This is a genomic window from Bacillus sp. PS95, from assembly GCF_037963565.1.
In the GTDB taxonomy this organism is placed as follows: Bacteria; Bacillota; Bacilli; order Bacillales; family Bacillaceae; genus Bacillus; species Bacillus subtilis.
On sequence record NZ_CP150160.1, the window covers coordinates 1,049,798 to 1,067,095 of the forward strand.

At 44.6% G+C, this 17,298-nt stretch carries 17 protein-coding genes; 11 read left to right on the top strand and 6 right to left on the bottom strand.

Annotated elements, in window-relative coordinates; translation table 11 throughout:
• The first annotated feature begins 64 nt into the window (after window positions 1-64).
• Entirely contained in the window at window positions 65-2,392 is a 2,328-nt protein-coding gene (locus NSQ12_RS05480) for a YhgE/Pip domain-containing protein (RefSeq protein ID WP_181216943.1), read from the top strand.
• 41 nt (window positions 2,393-2,433) lie between these two features.
• On the opposite strand, the gene fabHB is transcribed toward NSQ12_RS05480, so the two are convergent.
• A complete protein-coding gene (gene fabHB / locus NSQ12_RS05485; RefSeq protein ID WP_003233200.1) occupies window positions 2,434-3,411 on the bottom strand; it encodes a beta-ketoacyl-ACP synthase III FabHB in 978 nt (325 codons plus the stop codon).
• Between the two features lie 126 nt (window positions 3,412-3,537).
• Between fabHB and NSQ12_RS05490 the strand changes: the two genes are divergently transcribed.
• Complete coding sequence (locus NSQ12_RS05490) at window positions 3,538-4,314, top strand: YhfC family intramembrane metalloprotease (RefSeq protein WP_017695356.1); 777 nt, start codon at window positions 3,538-3,540, stop codon at window positions 4,312-4,314.
• Window positions 4,315-4,397: 83 nt separating this feature from the next.
• On the opposite strand, the gene NSQ12_RS05495 is transcribed toward NSQ12_RS05490, so the two are convergent.
• Entirely contained in the window at window positions 4,398-4,589 is a 192-nt protein-coding gene (locus tag NSQ12_RS05495) for a hypothetical protein (protein ID WP_003245634.1), read from the bottom strand.
• Between the two features lie 137 nt (window positions 4,590-4,726).
• Here NSQ12_RS05495 and NSQ12_RS05500 point away from each other — a divergent pair, with 137 nt between their 5' ends.
• Both NSQ12_RS05500 and NSQ12_RS05505 read left to right on the top strand, forming a co-directional pair.
• Window positions 4,727-5,767, top strand: a complete 1,041-nt coding sequence (locus tag NSQ12_RS05500) for a M42 family metallopeptidase (protein ID WP_014479351.1) — start codon at window positions 4,727-4,729, stop codon at window positions 5,765-5,767.
• Window positions 5,768-5,779: 12 nt separating this feature from the next.
• Window positions 5,780-6,187, top strand: coding sequence for an ASCH domain-containing protein (locus tag NSQ12_RS05505; protein ID WP_029317563.1), 408 nt, complete (start codon window positions 5,780-5,782; stop codon window positions 6,185-6,187).
• A 36-nt stretch (window positions 6,188-6,223) separates the two neighbouring features.
• Here the strand turns inward: NSQ12_RS05505 and gltT are convergent, their stop codons facing one another.
• Both gltT and yhfH read right to left on the bottom strand, forming a co-directional pair.
• Window positions 6,224-7,513: a glutamate/proton symporter GltT gene (gene gltT / locus NSQ12_RS05510; protein ID WP_003245579.1), complete on the bottom strand. Its 1,290-nt coding sequence runs from the start codon at window positions 7,511-7,513 to the stop codon at window positions 6,224-6,226.
• A gap of 270 nt (window positions 7,514-7,783) precedes the next feature.
• Entirely contained in the window at window positions 7,784-7,918 is a 135-nt protein-coding gene (yhfH, locus tag NSQ12_RS05515) for a protein YhfH (protein WP_003244802.1), read from the bottom strand.
• Window positions 7,919-8,076: 158 nt separating this feature from the next.
• Between yhfH and NSQ12_RS05520 the strand changes: the two genes are divergently transcribed.
• From NSQ12_RS05520 to lcfB, 4 genes are all read left to right on the top strand, one after another.
• Entirely contained in the window at window positions 8,077-8,811 is a 735-nt protein-coding gene (locus tag NSQ12_RS05520; protein WP_003233185.1) for an MBL fold metallo-hydrolase, read from the top strand.
• A 12-nt stretch (window positions 8,812-8,823) separates the two neighbouring features.
• Window positions 8,824-9,819 carry a lipoate--protein ligase LplJ gene (gene lplJ / locus NSQ12_RS05525; RefSeq protein ID WP_014479356.1) on the top strand — a complete coding sequence of 332 codons (996 nt, stop codon included), beginning with the start codon at window positions 8,824-8,826 and terminating at the stop codon, window positions 9,817-9,819.
• A 64-nt stretch (window positions 9,820-9,883) separates the two neighbouring features.
• The gene (locus tag NSQ12_RS05530; protein ID WP_049140680.1) at window positions 9,884-10,528 is read left to right on the top strand and encodes an SDR family oxidoreductase; all 645 of its coding nucleotides are present in this window, start codon (window positions 9,884-9,886) and stop codon (window positions 10,526-10,528) included.
• 117 nt (window positions 10,529-10,645) lie between these two features.
• Entirely contained in the window at window positions 10,646-12,187 is a 1,542-nt protein-coding gene (gene lcfB, locus NSQ12_RS05535) for a long-chain-fatty-acid--CoA ligase LcfB (protein WP_029317566.1), read from the top strand.
• 38 nt (window positions 12,188-12,225) lie between these two features.
• On the opposite strand, the gene NSQ12_RS05540 is transcribed toward lcfB, so the two are convergent.
• Window positions 12,226-12,621: a hypothetical protein gene (locus NSQ12_RS05540; RefSeq protein ID WP_003245187.1), complete on the bottom strand. Its 396-nt coding sequence runs from the start codon at window positions 12,619-12,621 to the stop codon at window positions 12,226-12,228.
• A gap of 148 nt (window positions 12,622-12,769) precedes the next feature.
• On the opposite strand from NSQ12_RS05540, the gene NSQ12_RS05545 reads away from it, so the two are divergent.
• Window positions 12,770-14,050: a M48 family metallopeptidase gene (locus NSQ12_RS05545; protein WP_198878833.1), complete on the top strand. Its 1,281-nt coding sequence runs from the start codon at window positions 12,770-12,772 to the stop codon at window positions 14,048-14,050.
• A gap of 38 nt (window positions 14,051-14,088) precedes the next feature.
• On the opposite strand, the gene aprE is transcribed toward NSQ12_RS05545, so the two are convergent.
• Complete coding sequence (gene aprE / locus NSQ12_RS05550; RefSeq protein ID WP_015715621.1) at window positions 14,089-15,234, bottom strand: subtilisin AprE; 1,146 nt, start codon at window positions 15,232-15,234, stop codon at window positions 14,089-14,091.
• A 434-nt stretch (window positions 15,235-15,668) separates the two neighbouring features.
• On the opposite strand from aprE, the gene NSQ12_RS05555 reads away from it, so the two are divergent.
• On the top strand, window positions 15,669-16,118 hold the full coding sequence (locus tag NSQ12_RS05555) for a GNAT family N-acetyltransferase (RefSeq protein WP_029317568.1): 450 nt from the start codon (window positions 15,669-15,671) through the stop codon (window positions 16,116-16,118).
• Window positions 16,119-16,189: 71 nt separating this feature from the next.
• Window positions 16,190-17,182 carry an acryloyl-CoA reductase gene (locus tag NSQ12_RS05560; RefSeq protein WP_339176122.1) on the top strand — a complete coding sequence of 331 codons (993 nt, stop codon included), beginning with the start codon at window positions 16,190-16,192 and terminating at the stop codon, window positions 17,180-17,182.
• Window positions 17,183-17,298: the final 116 nt, after the last annotated feature.

Genomic DNA, 17,298 nt, shown 5'->3' on the forward strand with positions numbered 1-17,298 from the left:
CTTTCTCTTTGCAAGAAAATGACCATTTTTCATGATGAGTCAGTTTTAGAATGGAGGCATCAGGATGAACACAATACGAAGTCAGTGGAAAGACATCGTAACAAGTAAAAAATTATTGATTCCCATCATCGCCATTTTGTTTGTCCCGCTTATTTACAGCGGCGTATTCTTAAAGGCTTATTGGGACCCGTACGGCACAGTTGACCAGCTGCCTGTCGTTGTCGTCAACCAAGACAAGGGAGCAACGTATGAAGGAGAAAAACTTCAAATCGGTGATGATCTGGTCAAAGAATTAAAGGATAATAACAACTTTGATTGGCATTTTTCCAATGATCTCGACCAATCGTTAAAGGACTTATTGAATCAAAAATATTATTTAGTTGTCGAGATTCCTGAGGATTTTTCTAAGAATGCCAGCACTGTATTAGACAAAAATCCGAAAAAATTGGATCTGAAATACCACACAAATGCAGGTTCTAACTATGTAGGGGCAACGATCGGCGAAAAAGCGATTGATAAACTGAAAGCCTCTGTTTCAAAAGAAGTGACCGAGCAATATACGAAAGTTATTTTTGATAACTTTAAAGATATCGCAAAAGGTTTGAGCGACGCGAGCAGCGGCGCGAAAAAAATTGATGACGGCACAAAGGATGCGAAAAACGGAAGCGCCCAGCTGAAAGAAAATCTGGCGAAGCTGAAGGAAAGCACCGCTACCATCAGTGACAAAACAGCGCAGCTTGCAGATGGAGCGGCTCAGGTGACGAGCGGCATCCAATCACTTGACAGCTCGCTCGGTAAATTCCAGGACAGCAGCAACCAGATTTATGATAAATCTGGTCAGCTTGCAGCAGGATCAGGCGAACTGACAAGCAAGATGAATGAACTTCTTGCCGGACTTCAAAACGTGCAGAAGGGTACGCCTAAACTTACTAACGGGTTGGATCAGCTCAACAGTAAAGTCCAAGAAGGTTCTGAGAAAGCGGCAAAAGCGGAAAAGATCATTAATGCGCTCGATTTAACGAAGCTTGAAACTGCTGTAAACAATCTGGAAAAGTCAGAAACTGCGATGAAGGAATTCAAAAAACAGCTGACTGACTTTGAAAACAGTTTGAAAAACCGTGATCAGGCATTTAAAAATGTCATCAATTCGAGTGACTTCTTAACAGCGGAGCAAAAAAGCCAGCTGATTAATTCTGTTGAGAAAAAGCTTCCGCAAGTTGATGCGCCTGATTTTGATCAAATATTAAGCCAGCTACCTACAGCTGATCAGCTGCCTGACATCGCAACGATAAAAAGCTCTCTTGAAGACGTGAAAGCGCAGGTGGCGCAGGTGAAAGCCATGCCGGAAGCTACATCTAAGCTTTATAACGGCGCAAAAACAATCCAAGATGCGATTGACAGATTAACTGAGGGAGCTGATAAGATATACAATGGTTCTCAGAAGCTGACAGATGGCCAAACTAAACTGACAGCGGGCATCGGTGAATATAATAAGCAGTTCGCAAAAGCAAAAGCGGGCTCAGAGCAATTGGTGACAGGAAGCAGCCAAGTATCCGGCGCATTGTTTAAGCTGTTAGACGGGTCTAAACAGGTCCAAAGCGGATCATCAAAACTCGCAGACGGATCTGCATCACTTGATACAGGTTTAGGCAAGCTATTGGACGGCACAGGAGAGCTGTCTAGTAAGCTGAAGGATGCGGCTGACCAAACAGGAGATATCGATGCTGATGATCAAACATACGGCATGTTTGCGGATCCGGTTAAAACCAAAGATGATGCCATTCATTCCGTTCCTAACTATGGAACAGGGCTGACACCTTATATCCTGTCAATGGGCTTGTATGTCGGCGGCATCATGCTGACGGTTGTCTTCCCGCTGAAGGAAGCGTCAGGACGTCCGAGAAACGGTTTTGAGTGGTTCTTCAGCAAATTCAATGTCATGATGCTTGTAGGAATCATTCAATCATTGATTGTGGCGACGGTTCTTCTATTGGGAATTGGTCTTGAGGTAGAGAGCACGTGGAGATTTTACGTGTTTACGATCATTACGAGTCTCGCTTTCCTGGCGATAATTCAATTTTTGGCTACAACGATGGGCAACCCGGGGCGATTTATCGCAGTCATTATTTTAGTGCTGCAGCTGGGAGCGAGCGGAGGAACCTTCCCGCTGGAATTGCTTCCGAATTTCTATCAGGTCATCCACGGCGCATTGCCGATGACCTACAGCATTAACGGATTCAGAGCAGTCATTTCAAACGGTGACTTTGGCTACATGTGGCAGATGGCCGGCGTCTTAATCGGCATTGCCCTCGTCATGATTGCACTAAGCATTACTTACTTTACAATGTTAAGCCGGAAGGAAGAAACATCAGAAGAACAGCCGGCTTCATAAAGAAAAAGAACTTGTTTCCTTGGAAACAAGTTCTTTTTTTGTTACATTCCCCATTTAATAAGCAATCCTGTATAGGTTAATCCGCCGCCAAACCCGAAAAGCAAAACGATTTGATCTTTTTTCAGCTTCCCGGCTTTCACTGCGAGATCGAGCGCCAAAACAATTGAAACCGAAGACGTGTTTCCGTAGTGCTCAACACTAGTGAGCGTTTTTTCAATCGGGAACGGTGTTTTTTCACAAATTGACTCGATCATGCGCAAGTTGGCGCTGTGAGGAACAAACCAATCGAGATCATCAGAGCTGAGTCCTGCTTTATGTAAAAGCCGTTCAAATTCGCCAGGGACGGTTCTTGCGGCCCATTTATATACCTCGCGTCCGTTTTGCACCATTTTTCCAGAACCGACAAGCTGCACACCGTTTATTTCATTTCGCAGTCCGGCACGATACAAAATATCGCCGCCGTTCCCGCTTGTTCCTTGTACAGACGCAAGAAATCCCGGCGTTTCTTCATCTCGTTCTACTAACAGCGCACCCGCGGCATCGCCGAACAGTACGCATGTCGTTCGATCGGTATAATCGGTTACCTTTGATAACGTCTCTCCGGCGATGACGAGAATTTTTTGATGAAGGCCAGATGTGATCAATCCATTTGCCAAATGGAGGCCGTATGTCAGCCCGGCGCATGTCGCATTAATATCCAGCGCGCCGGTGCTTTCCCAGCCGAAATATTCCTGTACGCGGCATGCCGTACTCGGAAAGGCGTAATCGGATGTGGTTGTGGCAACGAGGATCATATCGACATCATCAAGCGTTCCTTTATAACGGCTCTTGAGATTCTTCACCGCTTCTATGCATAAATCAGAGGTAAATTGATGTTCATCCGCAATCCGGCGTTCTCTCATTCCTGTGCGCTGAACGATCCATTCATCAGAGGTATCAACGATCTTTTCTAAATCTGCATTGGTTAAACGTCTGCTCGGCGCATAGGTGCCGATAGCTGTAATTTTTGCTTTTGACATATGAATCACTCCTTATGGTCAGATTATAACACTAGATATTAGTATCTGGTACTAAAAAGAAGGTTTTTTTACAAAAAAAGAGAAGTGTAGATAGGAATCTATGAAAAAGAAAAAGGAGGCTGAAAAATGGTCAGTCAAGAAGCAGTAGTCTTTTTGGCATTATCCGGGGCTATTGCGTTTCTGTTGCCAATCGGGCTGATTGTATGGTTTAAGCGAAAGTATGGTGCCTCGCTTAAAGTGTTTTTTATTGGCGCTCTCACGTTTTTTGTCTTCGCTCAGCTGCTGGAAGGCGGCGTTCATGTTTATGTACTGCAAGTGAATGAAATGACGAAAGAAGCGATGCAGCATCCATTATGGTATGGCATTTACGGCTGCTTGATGGCCGGAATTTTTGAGGAGTGCGGAAGGTATATGATGATGCGATTTTTTATGAAGCGCCATCATACTTGGGCGGATGGTCTGGCTTTCGGGGCAGGCCATGGCGGGCTTGAAGCCATCCTGATTACAGGCTTGTCCTCTATCTCACTTATTGTATACGCATTTGCAATCAATAGCGGGACGTTTGAACAGCTTTTGGTCAATGGCGACGTCAAACAGGCGCTTTTGCCGATACAGGAGCAGCTGCTGCATACTCCTTCGTATGAATGGATGCTGGGCGGAATAGAAAGAATCAGTGCCATTGCCGTCCAAATTGGGCTGTCTCTGCTTGTTTTGTACGCGGTTAAAAGCCGCCGGCCGCTGTTTTTGTTGTATTCTATTCTTTTACATGCACTGTTTAATGTACCGGCGGTTTTATATCAGAGAGGAATCATAGAGCATGCTGCTGCTGTTGAAATCATTGTTGCTCTTATAGCGGCTTTATCAGTTTATTGGATTGTAAAAGCAAAAAGGGTGTTTCAATAAAAGGTCCAAGCAGCAGCAATGCCCGCTTGGAAAAATGTGAATGGAAATATTCATTAAGCATGGGTCATCAGAATATTTCTGATTCAGTCTTTAGCAATGACAGCAAGAATGTCTGTGTTTTTTACAAGAGAAACAATGGTGTTTCTTTTTCTTCTTCTCGCAAGGGTCATGGCATTCTTTCTTTTTCTTGCAATGGTCGTGGAAATCTTTATCGAACCACTCGTCAAAGAACCAAAAATCATCGAACCAATCGTGACAACGACATTTCTGTTCATGTGAATGACGACAGCACATAGAAATCCCTCCTCTTCCCATGCTCTCTACAGCATATGAGAGATTGATAGGAAAAGATTGGACGGGTCCCTCGGGAAAAGAGTATATTTTAAGTAGAAAATAAAAGGAGGAATGCCCTATGACGTCCGTACGTAAAACGATGGAGCTCATTAAAGAACTTGTATCGATCCCAAGCCCGACCGGAAATACATATGAGGTGATCAATTATATTGAAAGCCTTTTAAAAGAATGGAAGGTAGAAACGGTTCGGAACCACAAGGGCGGCTTAATTGCAACGCTTCCAGGACGCGACACATCCCGGCATCGCATGCTGACTGCGCACGTTGACACCCTCGGCGCTATGGTGAAGGAAATTAAAGCGGACGGCCGGCTGAAAATCGATTTAATCGGCGGGTTCCGCTACAACTCGATTGAGGGAGAGTATTGCCAAATTGAAACCGCCTCAGGAAAAACGTACACAGGCACAATCTTAATGCATCAAACGTCTGTGCACGTATACAAAGACGCGGGAAAGGCTGAGCGGAATCAAGAGAATATGGAGATCCGCCTAGATGAACCTGTTCACTGCCGGAAAGATACGGAGGAGCTTGGCATTGGCGTCGGAGACTTTGTGTCGTTTGATCCACGTGTCGAGATCACATCAAGCGGATTTATTAAATCGCGCCATTTGGATGACAAAGCAAGCGTCGCCTTATTGCTCCGCTTAATTCATGAAATTCAAACAGAAGACATTGAGCTGCCGTATACAACCCATTTTCTTATTTCCAATAATGAAGAAATCGGTTACGGCGGGAATTCGAATATTCCTCCTGAAACAGTTGAATATTTGGCGGTTGATATGGGCGCTATCGGTGACGGGCAGGCGACAGATGAATATTCAGTATCAATCTGTGTGAAGGATGCGAGCGGGCCGTATCATTATCAGCTCAGAAAGCATTTAGTTCAATTAGCCGAGAAGCATCATATTGACTATAAGCTTGATATATATCCGTACTACGGGTCTGATGCGTCAGCAGCGATCAAATCCGGGCATGATATTGTGCATGGCCTCATAGGGCCGGGAATTGACGCTTCCCATGCATTTGAACGCACCCATAAATCATCTCTTCGCCATACCGCTAAGCTTCTGTATTACTATGTACAGTCACCAATGGTATAAGGGGGAGGACCAATGAAGATTTATAAGCTGAAAAGCACATTCGGTTGGGAAGGTGATGACGGGTTGGGAGAACAGCTGATTCAGCAGATCCTTGCCGGAGAAAAAAACGCCACGTGCGCGCCGAAATCATTGTATTCAAAAGATGAATTGAGGGACGTTTATCAAACAGCGGGTCAGCTTGTTACCGTTTATGATAAACATGACAATCCAAGATGCAATATAAAAGTAACAGATGTCTTTGAAACCACCTTTGGTGCGCCTGATATGAGGTTAGTCAAAGGAGAGGGCAATGGAGACCGAATTGAGGAGTTTCAAGAGGATCATCGGATGGCATGGGCGGAACTGATCAAAAGCGGTGAACTGGAGCTGAATGAGGATACTGTTTTGATTACAGAGTTGTTTGTGCTTGTTAAAGATTAAAAAAGCCTGCGGGGCAAGAACCCCGCAGGCTTTTCATTAACCAGAAATGGTTGCGTTTTGTTCTGTTTTCGATTGGGACATAACAGTTTCTGCTTTCGCAGGATTAAACATGCCTTCCCATTTAGACATCACAACGGCAGCAAGCGCGTTACCAGTCAGGTTGACAACTGTACGTGCCATATCCATGATGCGGTCTACGCCGGCAATAAAGGCAAGTCCTTCAGCCGGAACGCCGATGGTGCCAAGCGTTGCAAGCAAGACAACAAAAGAAGTACCAGGCACGGCAGCCATCCCTTTAGATGTCACCATTAAGACGAGCACAAGCGTAATTTGGTGCCAAATCGTCAAATCAATGCCATATACCTGTGCTAAAAAGAGTGCGGCAATAGATTGATAGAGAACGGAACCGTCTAAGTTAAACGTGTAACCGATCGGAATGACAAATGAAACAATGCCTTTTGGACATCCGATTTTCTCCATTTTTTCCATGATACGAGGAAGAACCGTTTCAGAGCTGGACGTACTGAACGCCAGTAAGATTTCGTCCTTCATGTAAGCAAGGAACTTGAAGATGCTGATGCCGGCAATTTTTGCGACAATCCCGAAAATAACAATTAAGAAGAAAGCAAGCGCGACATAAACCAATCCGACAAGCTTTCCGAGAGAGATAAGAGAACCGAGTCCGAATTTAGACACAGTCACTCCGATAAGAGCGAAAACGCCGAATGGCGCCACTTTCATCACAAGGTTTACAACGTGGAACATGGCATGGGATACACCTTCAAAAAAGGCTAATACAGGCTTGCCTCTTTCACCGATCGCGGAAATACCCAATGCAAATAGTACTGTAAAGCAGATGATGGCTAGAAGATCCCCTTCGACCAATGACTGGAAGAAGTTTGTCGGCACAATATGGAGGAACGTTTCCGCCACTGATTTATTACTTTGTTCTTTTTCAGTTTCAACATATTGACTGATGTCCGATTTTTGAGCTTCGTGTATATTAACTCCTGTACCCGGATGGAAGATGTTTGCAAGGGCTAGTCCGAGAATAATGGCAAAAGTCGTGATGATCTCGAAGTACAGAATCGTTCTGAAGCCTAATTTACCGACTTGCTTTCCATTTCCTGCACCGGCTACACCGATGATTAAGCTGGAGACAACAATAGGAATCACTATCATTTTGATTAAGCGTAAAAAGAGATCCCCGATTGGCTGCAGGTAAGTAGGCAATGCTGGGTTGCCATACCAAATGACGCCAACAATGACACCTAGAATAAGTCCAACGAATATTTGTGTGGCTAATCCAAACTTAATTCTTTTCATAGATTACCTCCCAAAAAACAAAGTATCAACATATATCATGAATAGACATATATTTAATCTCACTATTAGATCAAATTATAATAGATAAGAAATCAATTCGTCTATAGTAAATTATATTTCGAAAATAAAGAATATTCAATGACATTATGATAATCACCAGAATTATCTAAAAACAGGTGAGCTTTGACCTAACCTGACTATTATTTCAAAATTAAGAGATATGTGAAAAAATAAGAAAATCCCACGCGTAAGGCGCGGGATTTTCGCTCATTACAAATCGTTTACTTTTATACAGTCATTGCAGATATTACCATAACACTCATGCTGCTCTTCTATCTTTTTTCCGCATTCCGCACACTTTTTCGAAGGCAGGTTTCTAAAAAATTCTGTGATTTTCCCCAGCATAACCAATCCCTCTTTCCCCTTTGTAGTGATTTCATTGTAATATAACAGATCGCAAAAATCAATAACTGTTTTGATACAATGTTTAAAACATGCTTTTTTCAAGAAAAATGGGTATATTGAAGGAGGATCAATTTTTTTTGAAAAGATAGGAGGACATTATGAAAGTTACAGTTATCGGATGCTATGGCGGTTTTCCGGCCGCAAATGAAGCGACGTCAGGCTATTTGTTTCAGTCAGGTGATTACTCTCTGCTTGTTGATTGCGGCAGTGCCGTTTTGTCTAAGCTGTTCGGATATGTGCCGGCGGAAAAGCTGGATGCGGTCGTTCTGTCTCATTATCACCATGACCATATCGCTGATATCGGGCCGCTGCAATTTGCCAAGCAAGTCGGTTCGTTTCTCGGCAAAGGAGAGCATACGCTTCCGATTTACGGACATGATGCTGATATAGAACAGTTTCAAAAGCTTACATATAAAACACATACAAAAGGGATCGCCTATCAGCCGGATCAGCCGTTGACTGCCGGTCCGTTTACGATCACCTTTTTAAAAACGATTCACCCGGTGACGTGCTATGCCATGCGGATTACTGACGGCAGCCACACTGTCGTTTATACTGCTGATTCCAGCTATCAGGATTCATTTATACCGTTTTCGAAAGATGCTGATTTATTGATCTCAGAATGCAATTTTTATGCCGATCAAGACGGAACAAGTGCAGGCCATATGAACAGCCTGGAAGCCGGACGCATTGCAAAAGAAGCCGGAGCGGGAGAACTGCTGCTGACACATTTGCCGCATTTTGGCGTGCATGACAATCTTCGCAAAGAAGCGAAAACCGTTTTTAACGGAGAAGTGAATATTGCGAAATCAGGTTTTGTGTGGGAAGGATAAAGGAGGAGCACCATGTTATTTATAGACAATCAAAATATCAATGATCCGCGGATCAATCTTGCTATCGAGGAGTACTGCGTAAAGCATTTAGACCCTGAACAGCAATATTTGCTCTTTTATGTGAATCAACCGTCTATTATCATTGGGAAAAACCAAAATACAATAGAAGAAATCAATACAAAATATGTAGAGGAAAACGGGATTATCGTCGTCCGCCGTTTATCAGGCGGGGGCGCTGTGTACCATGATCTGGGGAACTTGAACTTCAGCTTTATTACCAAGGATGACGGGGACAGCTTTCATAACTTTAAAAAATTCACTGAGCCGGTGATTCAGGCGTTACATCAGCTTGGGGTTGAAGCTGAATTAAGCGGCCGGAACGACATTGTAGTGGATGGCCGGAAAATATCCGGAAACGCTCAGTTTGCAACGAAAGGCCGTATTTTCAGCCACGGCACCCTCATGTTTGATTCAGCCATTGATCATGTTGTATCAGCATTAAAGGTGAAAAAGGATAAAATTGAATCAAAAGGCATCAAATCGATCAGAAGCCGAGTAGCAAACATCAGTGAGTTTCTCGATGATAAAATGACCACCGAAGAATTCCGCAGCCATTTGCTTCGCCATATTTTTAACACAAACGACATTGGAAACGTGCCGGAGTATAAGCTGACGGAAAAAGATTGGGAGACCATTCATCAAATTTCGAAAGAGCGCTATCAGAATTGGGATTGGAACTACGGCCGCTCGCCGAAATTTAACCTTAATCATTCGAAACGTTATCCGGTTGGATCGATCGATTTGCGCCTAGAGGTCAAGAAAGGCAAAATCGAGGACTGCAAAATCTTCGGAGATTTCTTCGGTGTCGGTGATGTATCTGAAATTGAAAACCTGCTGGTCGGAAAACAATACGAACGCAGCGTCATCGCTGATGTGCTCGAAGGTGTGAATCTCAAGCATTACTTTGGGAACATTACGAAAGAGGATTTCCTTGATCTGATTTATTAAGGCAAAACACATCGTTTGAAAGAGCGGTTGTGTTTTTGAAATAATGGAGGCAGGAGGGATTCACATGAAAGTGTTTTTAATCGGAGCGAACGGACAAATCGGGCAAAGACTCGTCTCTTTATTCCAAGATAATCCTGATCATTCCATCAGAGCGATGGTCAGAAAAGAAGAACAGAAAGCGTCTCTTGAAGCTGCCGGTGCAGAAGCTGTGCTTGCGAATCTGGAGGGCAGCCCGGAAGAAATCGCCGCTGCGGCAAAAGGCTGTGACGCGATCATTTTCACAGCCGGTTCCGGTGGCAGCACAGGCTATGATAAAACACTGCTGGTGGATCTCGATGGAGCGGCGAAAGCCATTGAAGCTGCGGACATTGCCGGAATCAAACGGTTTATTATGGTCAGCGCCCTGCAAGCCCATAACCGTGAAAATTGGAATGAGGCACTCAAGCCTTATTATGTGGCCAAGCATTATGCTGATAAAATTCTGGAAGCGAGCGGTTTAACCTATACGATTATCCGTCCGGGAGGCCTTCGCAATGAGCCTGGAACGGGAACTGTTTCAGCAGCGAAGGATCTGGAGCGGGGATTTATTTCCCGTGATGACGTTGCAAAAACGGTCATTGCCTCTTTAGATGAGAAGAATACGGAAAATCGGGCCTTTGATCTGACAGAAGGAGATACGCCGATTGCCGAAGCATTGAAGAAACTATGACAGTACTGACACTCAGGGCTTTTTGCTCTTGAGTGTTTTTTTCTGTTTCTCTATAATGGAGGAGAAAGCTTGGCTTCAATAATGAATGACTATTCATTCACTTTAAGGGGTGGGAGAATGAATCTTGTTTCAAAATTGGAAGAAACAGCATCTGAGAAGCCCGACAGCATCGCATGCAGGTTTAAAGATCACATGATGACGTATCAAGAGCTGAATGAACATATTCAGCGATTTGCGGACGGCCTTCAGGAAGCCGGTATGGAGAAAGGGGACCATCTAGCTTTGCTGCTTGGCAATTCGCCTGATTTTATCATCGCGTTTTTTGGCGCTTTAAAAGCTGGGATCGTGGTTGTTCCCATCAATCCGTTGTACACGCCGACAGAAATTGGTTATATGCTGACAAATGGTGATGTAAAGGCAATCGTGGGCGTTAGCCAGCTTTTGCCGCTTTATGAGAGCATGCATGAATCGCTGCCAAAGGTTGAGCTCGTCATTTTATGCCAGACGGGGGAGGCCGAGCCGGAAGCGGCGGACCCAGAGGTCAGGATGAAAATGACAACGTTTGCAAAAATATTGCGGCCGACATCTGTCGCTAAACAAAATCAAGAACTTGTCCCTGATGATACCGCGGTTATTTTATATACGTCAGGAACGACTGGAAAACCGAAAGGCGCGATGCTGACTCATCAGAATTTGTACAGCAATGCCAACGATGTTGCAGGCTATTTGGGAATGGATGAGAGGGACAATGTGGTCTGCGCTCTTCCCATGTTTCACGTGTTTTGTTTAACCGTCTGCATGAATGCACCGCTGATGAGCGGCGCAACTGTCTTGATTGAGCCTCAATTCAGTCCGGCATCTGTTTTTAAGCTTGTTAAGCAGCAGCAGGCGACCATTTTTGCCGGTGTGCCTACAATGTATAACTACTTGTTTCAGCATGAAAACGGAAAGAAAGATGATTTTTCTTCCATCCGGCTGTGCATTTCGGGAGGCGCGGCCATGCCAGTCGCGTTGCTGACGGCGTTTGAAGAAAAATTCGGTGTTACCATTTTGGAAGGCTACGGGCTCTCGGAAGCATCACCCGTCACGTGCTTTAACCCATTTGACAGGGGCAGAAAACCGGGCTCCATCGGGACAAGTATCTTACATGTCGAAAACAAGGTCGTAGATCCGCTCGGACGCGAGCTGCCCGCTCACCAGGTCGGCGAATTGATCGTGAAAGGCCCCAATGTGATGAAGGGCTATTATAAAATGCCGATGGAAACAGAGCATGCATTAAAAGACGGGTGGCTTTATACGGGGGACTTGGCAAGACGGGATGAGGACGGCTATTTTTACATTGTTGACCGGAAAAAAGACATGATCATTGTAGGAGGATACAATGTGTATCCGCGGGAGGTAGAGGAGGTGCTGTACAGCCATCCGGACGTCAAGGAGGCGGTTGTCATCGGCGTGCCGGACCCCCAAAGCGGGGAAGCGGTAAAGGGATATGTGGTGCCGAAACGCTCTGGGGTAACAGAGGAGGACATCATGCAGCACTGTGAAAAGCATCTGGCAAAATACAAGCGGCCTGCCGCCATTACGTTTCTTGACGATATTCCGAAAAATGCGACGGGGAAAATGCTCAGACGGGCACTGAGAGATATTTTGCCCCAATAAAATGAAAAAGCGAAGCGGTTAGCTTCGCTTTTTCATTTTCAATCCTTTGCTTCTTTTTTAATAATATTTAGCAGCGCCTTTGTATCATTTTTGCTTAATTTGTAGTATGTGCCATCCTTCAAAAAAACGGCTTGCTGGCTGCCGTCAATCCATAGTCTGAATGAGTCATACCGGTCTTTATGAAACTTGATTGTCCCTTCGTAATCAGGGGCTGATGTTTTTTCTGTCTTCACCTGTTTTCCCTGATTCATAATATCCAGCATATCTTTGACGTGCTGTCTTTTTTCAATCTCGATATCTTCCTGGCCGCTTGAAGACAGTGTGATCAAATCCGCGTCTACCGATTGATACACATCGCCTGATCGGCTGTAAAGATAAAAAAATGCGATAAACACAAGACCGATTACCACGATGGCTGCCACTATTTTTTTCATTTGCATCACTCCAAACATTGTTAGTTTTCCCAGCGATCGGGCTTTCCATGCTTAAAAGGGTGGAAAAGTGCGGAACACAGCTTGGTTCTAAGAATTTGAATTTATGATTACAATAGAAGTAACGGGTTGATGTGAGGAGTGAGGCGTTATGCGCAAGTGGATTGCGGCAGCAGGACTTGCTTACGTGCTGTACGGGCTGTTTTTTTATTGGTATTTTTTCCTGTCGGGTGATTCCGCAATACCGGAAGCCGTGAAAGGGACGCAGGCTGATCCGGCTTCTTTCATGAAGCCGTCTGAGTTGGCAGTGGCCGAGCAGTATTCGAATGTCAAGAATTTTTTATTTTTTATCGAGGTACCACTTGATTGGTTTCTGTTTTTTGTTCTGCTTGTCAGCGGTGTTTCAAAGAAAATCAAGAAATGGATCGAAGCGGCCGTGCCTTTTCGGTTTTTGCAGACCGTTGGTTTTGTGTTTGTGCTTTCGCTGATTACAACATTGGTGACGCTGCCTTTAGATTGGATAGGCTATCAAGTATCGCTTGACTATAACATTTCCACACAGACAACGGCCAGCTGGGCTAAGGATCAGGTTATCAGCTTTTGGATCAGCTTTCCAATCTTTACGCTTTGCGTTCTCGTTTTTTATTGGCTGATCAAAAGGCATGAAAAAAAATGGTGGTTATACGCCTGGCTGTTAACAGTGCCGTTTTCGCTGTTTCTGTTTTTTATTCAGCCGGTCATTATCGACCCTTTATACAATGATTTTTATCCGCTGAAAAACAAAGAGCTTGAAAGCAAAATTTTAGAGCTGGCAGATGAAGCCAATATTCCGGCTGACCATGTATATGAAGTGAACATGTCAGAAAAAACAAATGCGCTGAATGCCTATGTTACAGGAATTGGGGCCAATAAACGGATTGTATTGTGGGATACGACGCTGAACAAACTTGACGATTCAGAAATCCTGTTTATTATGGGCCATGAAATGGGCCATTATGTCATGAAGCACGTTTACATCGGTCTGGCTGGTTATTTGCTCGTGTCGCTCGCCGGATTTTATGTCATTGATAAGCTTTACAAGCGGACGGTTCGCCTAACCCGCAGCATGTTTCATTTAGAAGGACGGCATGATCTTGCGGCACTTCCGCTGTTATTGCTTTTGTTTTCTGTTTTGAGCTTTGCGGTGACGCCTTTTTCTAATGCTGTCTCGCGTTATCAGGAGAATAAGGCTGACCAGTATGGGATCGAGTTGACAGAGAACAGAGAAGCCGCTGTTAAAACGTTTCAGGATTTGGCCGTGACGGGGCTGAGCCAGGTTGATCCTCCGGTGCTTGTGAAGATTTTCAGAGGCAGCCATCCGTCGATCATGGAACGGATTCAACATGCGGAGAAAGAAGAGAATGCGCCGGAACATCAGGATGCTGACAAATAAAAAGAAGCAGGTATGGAGGAACCTGCTTCTTTTTACTATTATTGTGCAGCTGCTTGTACGTTGATTAACCCTTTTCCATAGTAGAAAGAGTTTCCAAGATATGTTGCAGTGCTTTCTAAACGATCACGGACTTGCGCGTTTGTCCAAGTCGGGTGCTTAGAAAGAATTAGCGCTGCTGCTCCGGCAACGTGAGGAGTCGCCATGGACGTGCCGTTGTAAGCACCGTAAGTGCCTCCAGGAAGTGTGCTTTGGATGGATACGCCAGGAGCCATCACATCAAGCTCAGAACCTGCGCTTGAGAATGAAGCTCTTTGGTTGCTGCTGTTTACCGCACCTACCGCAATAGTAGAAGGATATTTTGCAGGGTAGCCGACTGTGCTTGAGCTTCCGGACGAACCTTCGTTTCCGGCAGCGGCAGCAACGACGATACCGCTGGAAACGGCTTTATCAACGACTGTTTTCAGCGCTGTAGAACCAGAAGGTCCGCCAAGGCTCATGTTAATAACATCCATATTGTTGGAAATGGCCCATTCAATGCCGTTAATAATCCAGCTATATTGGCCGCTTCCTGTTGAATCAAGCACTTTTACTGCATATAATGATGCGCTTGGCGCTACGCCCAGAACACCGATTGAGTTATTAAGAGCGGCAATCGTACCGGCTACATGCGTACCGTGAGAACTGCCGTCCTGGTATGGGTTTGTTTCAGAAGGTACGAAGCTTGCTCCGCCTCTGACGTTTAAGTCAGGATGAGAAGAGTCAATTCCGCTGTCGATAACAGCTACTTTTACGTTAGAGCCTGTGTAGCCTTGAGAGTGAAGAGCCGGCGCTTTAATTTGAGAAATGCCATAAGGAACAGATTGCGCATATTCATGTGCAATATGATCTTCTTCCACATATGCAACGCTCGGATCTTTTTTCAATTCTTTTACAGCTTTTTCATCCAATGTTGCTGCGGCCGCGTTAACATACTTAAATTGCTTTTGAACCTTTCCGCCTTTTTCAGAAATAACATCCTTTTTCTTGGCGGAACTCATGGCACTCATTGTCTGTTTAAATCCGACAATGTATTTCTTTTCTGTACTGCTTTTTCCGGCAGCCTGCGCAGACATGTTGCTGAACGCCATCGTAAAGATTAACGTTAACGCAAACAACAAGCTGATCCACAATTTTTTGCTTCTCACTCTTTACCCTCTCCTTTTAAAAAAATTCAGAGTAGACTTACTTAAAAGACTATTCTGTGAATTTATTGTAATAGATGGAATAATATTTTAGTAGACCCATTTTTTTGAGATGATTTTATCTCTATTTAGGTATATCATCTCTCGCTATTTCCGTAGAGACTCGAAATAACTATTTTCATACAGAAAAGAACGAAAATAGACATGAGTAAATGTTCATTATGCTGAAATGTCATGCTTTTTTAGGTTAAATGCTCCTGAGTCCCGGCAAATTTCTGTCGAAAAAATTCGTTCAAATGACCTGCGTGTGCTTCCGTGAGAACAATGGATATTATCGTGATATTTTTTCAAAGCATGATGATAAAAGTATTCTGAAAAATAAACTTTACAGAAAAGGGATAGAATGAAAAAATTATTGAGAGGGAGGAAGAAATAAGATGAACATTCGCCAAGCAAAGACATCAGATACGGCCGCCATTGCGCCGTTGTTTAACCAATATCGGGAATTTTATAGACAGGCATCCGATTTGCAAGGGGCAGAGGCTTTTTTGAAAGCTCGTTTGGAAAATCACGAGTCTGTTATTTTGATAGCAGAAGAAAATGGAGAATTCATAGGCTTTACCCAGCTCTATCCAACGTTTTCTTCTGTGTCAATGAAAAGGATATACATATTAAATGACTTATTTGTCGTTCCTCATGCACGTACAAAGGGAGCCGGCTGCCGGCTGCTTTCTGCCGCAAAGGATTATGCAGAGGAAAACGGGGCAAAATGTTTAACACTTCAGACTGAGCACCACAACCGGAAGGCAAGAAGCTTGTATGAGCAAAACGGCTATGAAGAGGATACCGGATTTGTCCATTATTGTCTCAATGTGCCGGCGAAGTGAAAATGGCGGCTTGATGATTTGGTTTTTTGAACGTTCTTCGGTTACGATATAAATGAAAAGGAGTGTGCCGAATGTCAACGTTATTTCAAGCCTTGCAGGCAGAAAAAAATGCCGATGATGTTTCAGTCCATGTGAAAACCATATCAACAGAGGATTTGCCGAAGGATGGTGTCCTGATTAAAGTTGCTTATTCCGGCATTAATTACAAAGATGGTCTGGCCGGAAAAGCAGGAGGCAATATCGTCAGAGAGTATCCGCTTATTTTAGGCATTGATGCTGCGGGTACGGTCGTCTCTTCCAATGATCCGCGTTTTGCGGAGGGGGATGAGGTGATCGCGACAAGCTATGAGCTCGGTGTCTCCCGTGATGGCGGATTAAGTGAATACGCTTCGGTGCCTGGTGACTGGCTGGTGCCTTTGCCACAGAATCTTTCGTTAAAAGAAGCGATGGTGTACGGAACGGCGGGATTTACTGCGGCGTTATCAGTGCATCGGCTTGAACAGAACGGTCTGTCTCCGGAAAAAGGCAGCGTGCTAGTCACAGGAGCAACTGGCGGTGTCGGCGGAATTGCGGTATCGATGCTGAACAAGCGGGGCTATGATGTAGTGGCAAGTACCGGAAACCGGGAGGCGGCTGATTATTTGAAACAGCTTGGTGCAAGCGAAGTAATCAGCAGGGAAGATGTCTATGACGGAACGCTTAAGGCGCTGTCCAAGCAGCAATGGCAGGGAGCGGTTGATCCAGTCGGCGGAAAACAGCTTGCCTCGCTTTTAAGCAAAATTCAATACGGCGGATCTGTCGCAGTGAGCGGCTTAACCGGCGGAGGAGAAGTTCCGGCAACGGTGTATCCTTTTATTCTTCGCGGAGTAAGCCTGCTCGGAATCGATTCAGTATACTGTCCGATGGACGTCAGAGCCGCTGTTTGGGAGCGCATGTCTTCTGATCTCAAGCCTGATCAGCTGCTGACCATCGTGGACAGGGAAGTATCATTGAAAGAAACGCCGGGAGCGTTAAAAGATATTTTGCAAAATCGCATTCAAGGAAGAGTGATTGTGAAGCTTTAACAGGATCAGCTTGCAGAGAATGTTATTTCTCTGCAAGCTTTTTTGTGGACAGGATGATCAGCTGCTGAACTGCTGTGTCGTGAAACAAGATTTTCCTGTAAGCCGAACTTTCTCTT

Excerpts from the sequence above, each read along its gene's own strand:
- NSQ12_RS05480 (WP_181216943.1), top strand. The coding sequence starts at position 65 with ATGAACACAATACGAAGTCAGTGGAAAGACATCGTAACAAGTAAAAAA.
- fabHB (WP_003233200.1), bottom strand. The coding sequence starts at position 3,411 with ATGTCAAAAGCAAAAATTACAGCTATCGGCACCTATGCGCCGAGCAGA.
- NSQ12_RS05490 (WP_017695356.1), top strand. The coding sequence starts at position 3,538 with ATGGTCAGTCAAGAAGCAGTAGTCTTTTTGGCATTATCCGGGGCTATT.
- NSQ12_RS05495 (WP_003245634.1), bottom strand. The coding sequence starts at position 4,589 with ATGAACAGAAATGTCGTTGTCACGATTGGTTCGATGATTTTTGGTTCT.
- NSQ12_RS05500 (WP_014479351.1), top strand. The coding sequence starts at position 4,727 with ATGACGTCCGTACGTAAAACGATGGAGCTCATTAAAGAACTTGTATCG.
- NSQ12_RS05505 (WP_029317563.1), top strand. The coding sequence starts at position 5,780 with ATGAAGATTTATAAGCTGAAAAGCACATTCGGTTGGGAAGGTGATGAC.
- gltT (WP_003245579.1), bottom strand. The coding sequence starts at position 7,513 with ATGAAAAGAATTAAGTTTGGATTAGCCACACAAATATTCGTTGGACTT.
- yhfH (WP_003244802.1), bottom strand. The coding sequence starts at position 7,918 with ATGCTGGGGAAAATCACAGAATTTTTTAGAAACCTGCCTTCGAAAAAG.
- NSQ12_RS05520 (WP_003233185.1), top strand. The coding sequence starts at position 8,077 with ATGAAAGTTACAGTTATCGGATGCTATGGCGGTTTTCCGGCCGCAAAT.
- lplJ (WP_014479356.1), top strand. The coding sequence starts at position 8,824 with ATGTTATTTATAGACAATCAAAATATCAATGATCCGCGGATCAATCTT.
- NSQ12_RS05530 (WP_049140680.1), top strand. The coding sequence starts at position 9,884 with ATGAAAGTGTTTTTAATCGGAGCGAACGGACAAATCGGGCAAAGACTC.
- lcfB (WP_029317566.1), top strand. The coding sequence starts at position 10,646 with ATGAATCTTGTTTCAAAATTGGAAGAAACAGCATCTGAGAAGCCCGAC.
- NSQ12_RS05540 (WP_003245187.1), bottom strand. The coding sequence starts at position 12,621 with ATGAAAAAAATAGTGGCAGCCATCGTGGTAATCGGTCTTGTGTTTATC.
- NSQ12_RS05545 (WP_198878833.1), top strand. The coding sequence starts at position 12,770 with ATGCGCAAGTGGATTGCGGCAGCAGGACTTGCTTACGTGCTGTACGGG.
- NSQ12_RS05555 (WP_029317568.1), top strand. The coding sequence starts at position 15,669 with ATGAACATTCGCCAAGCAAAGACATCAGATACGGCCGCCATTGCGCCG.
- NSQ12_RS05560 (WP_339176122.1), top strand. The coding sequence starts at position 16,190 with ATGTCAACGTTATTTCAAGCCTTGCAGGCAGAAAAAAATGCCGATGAT.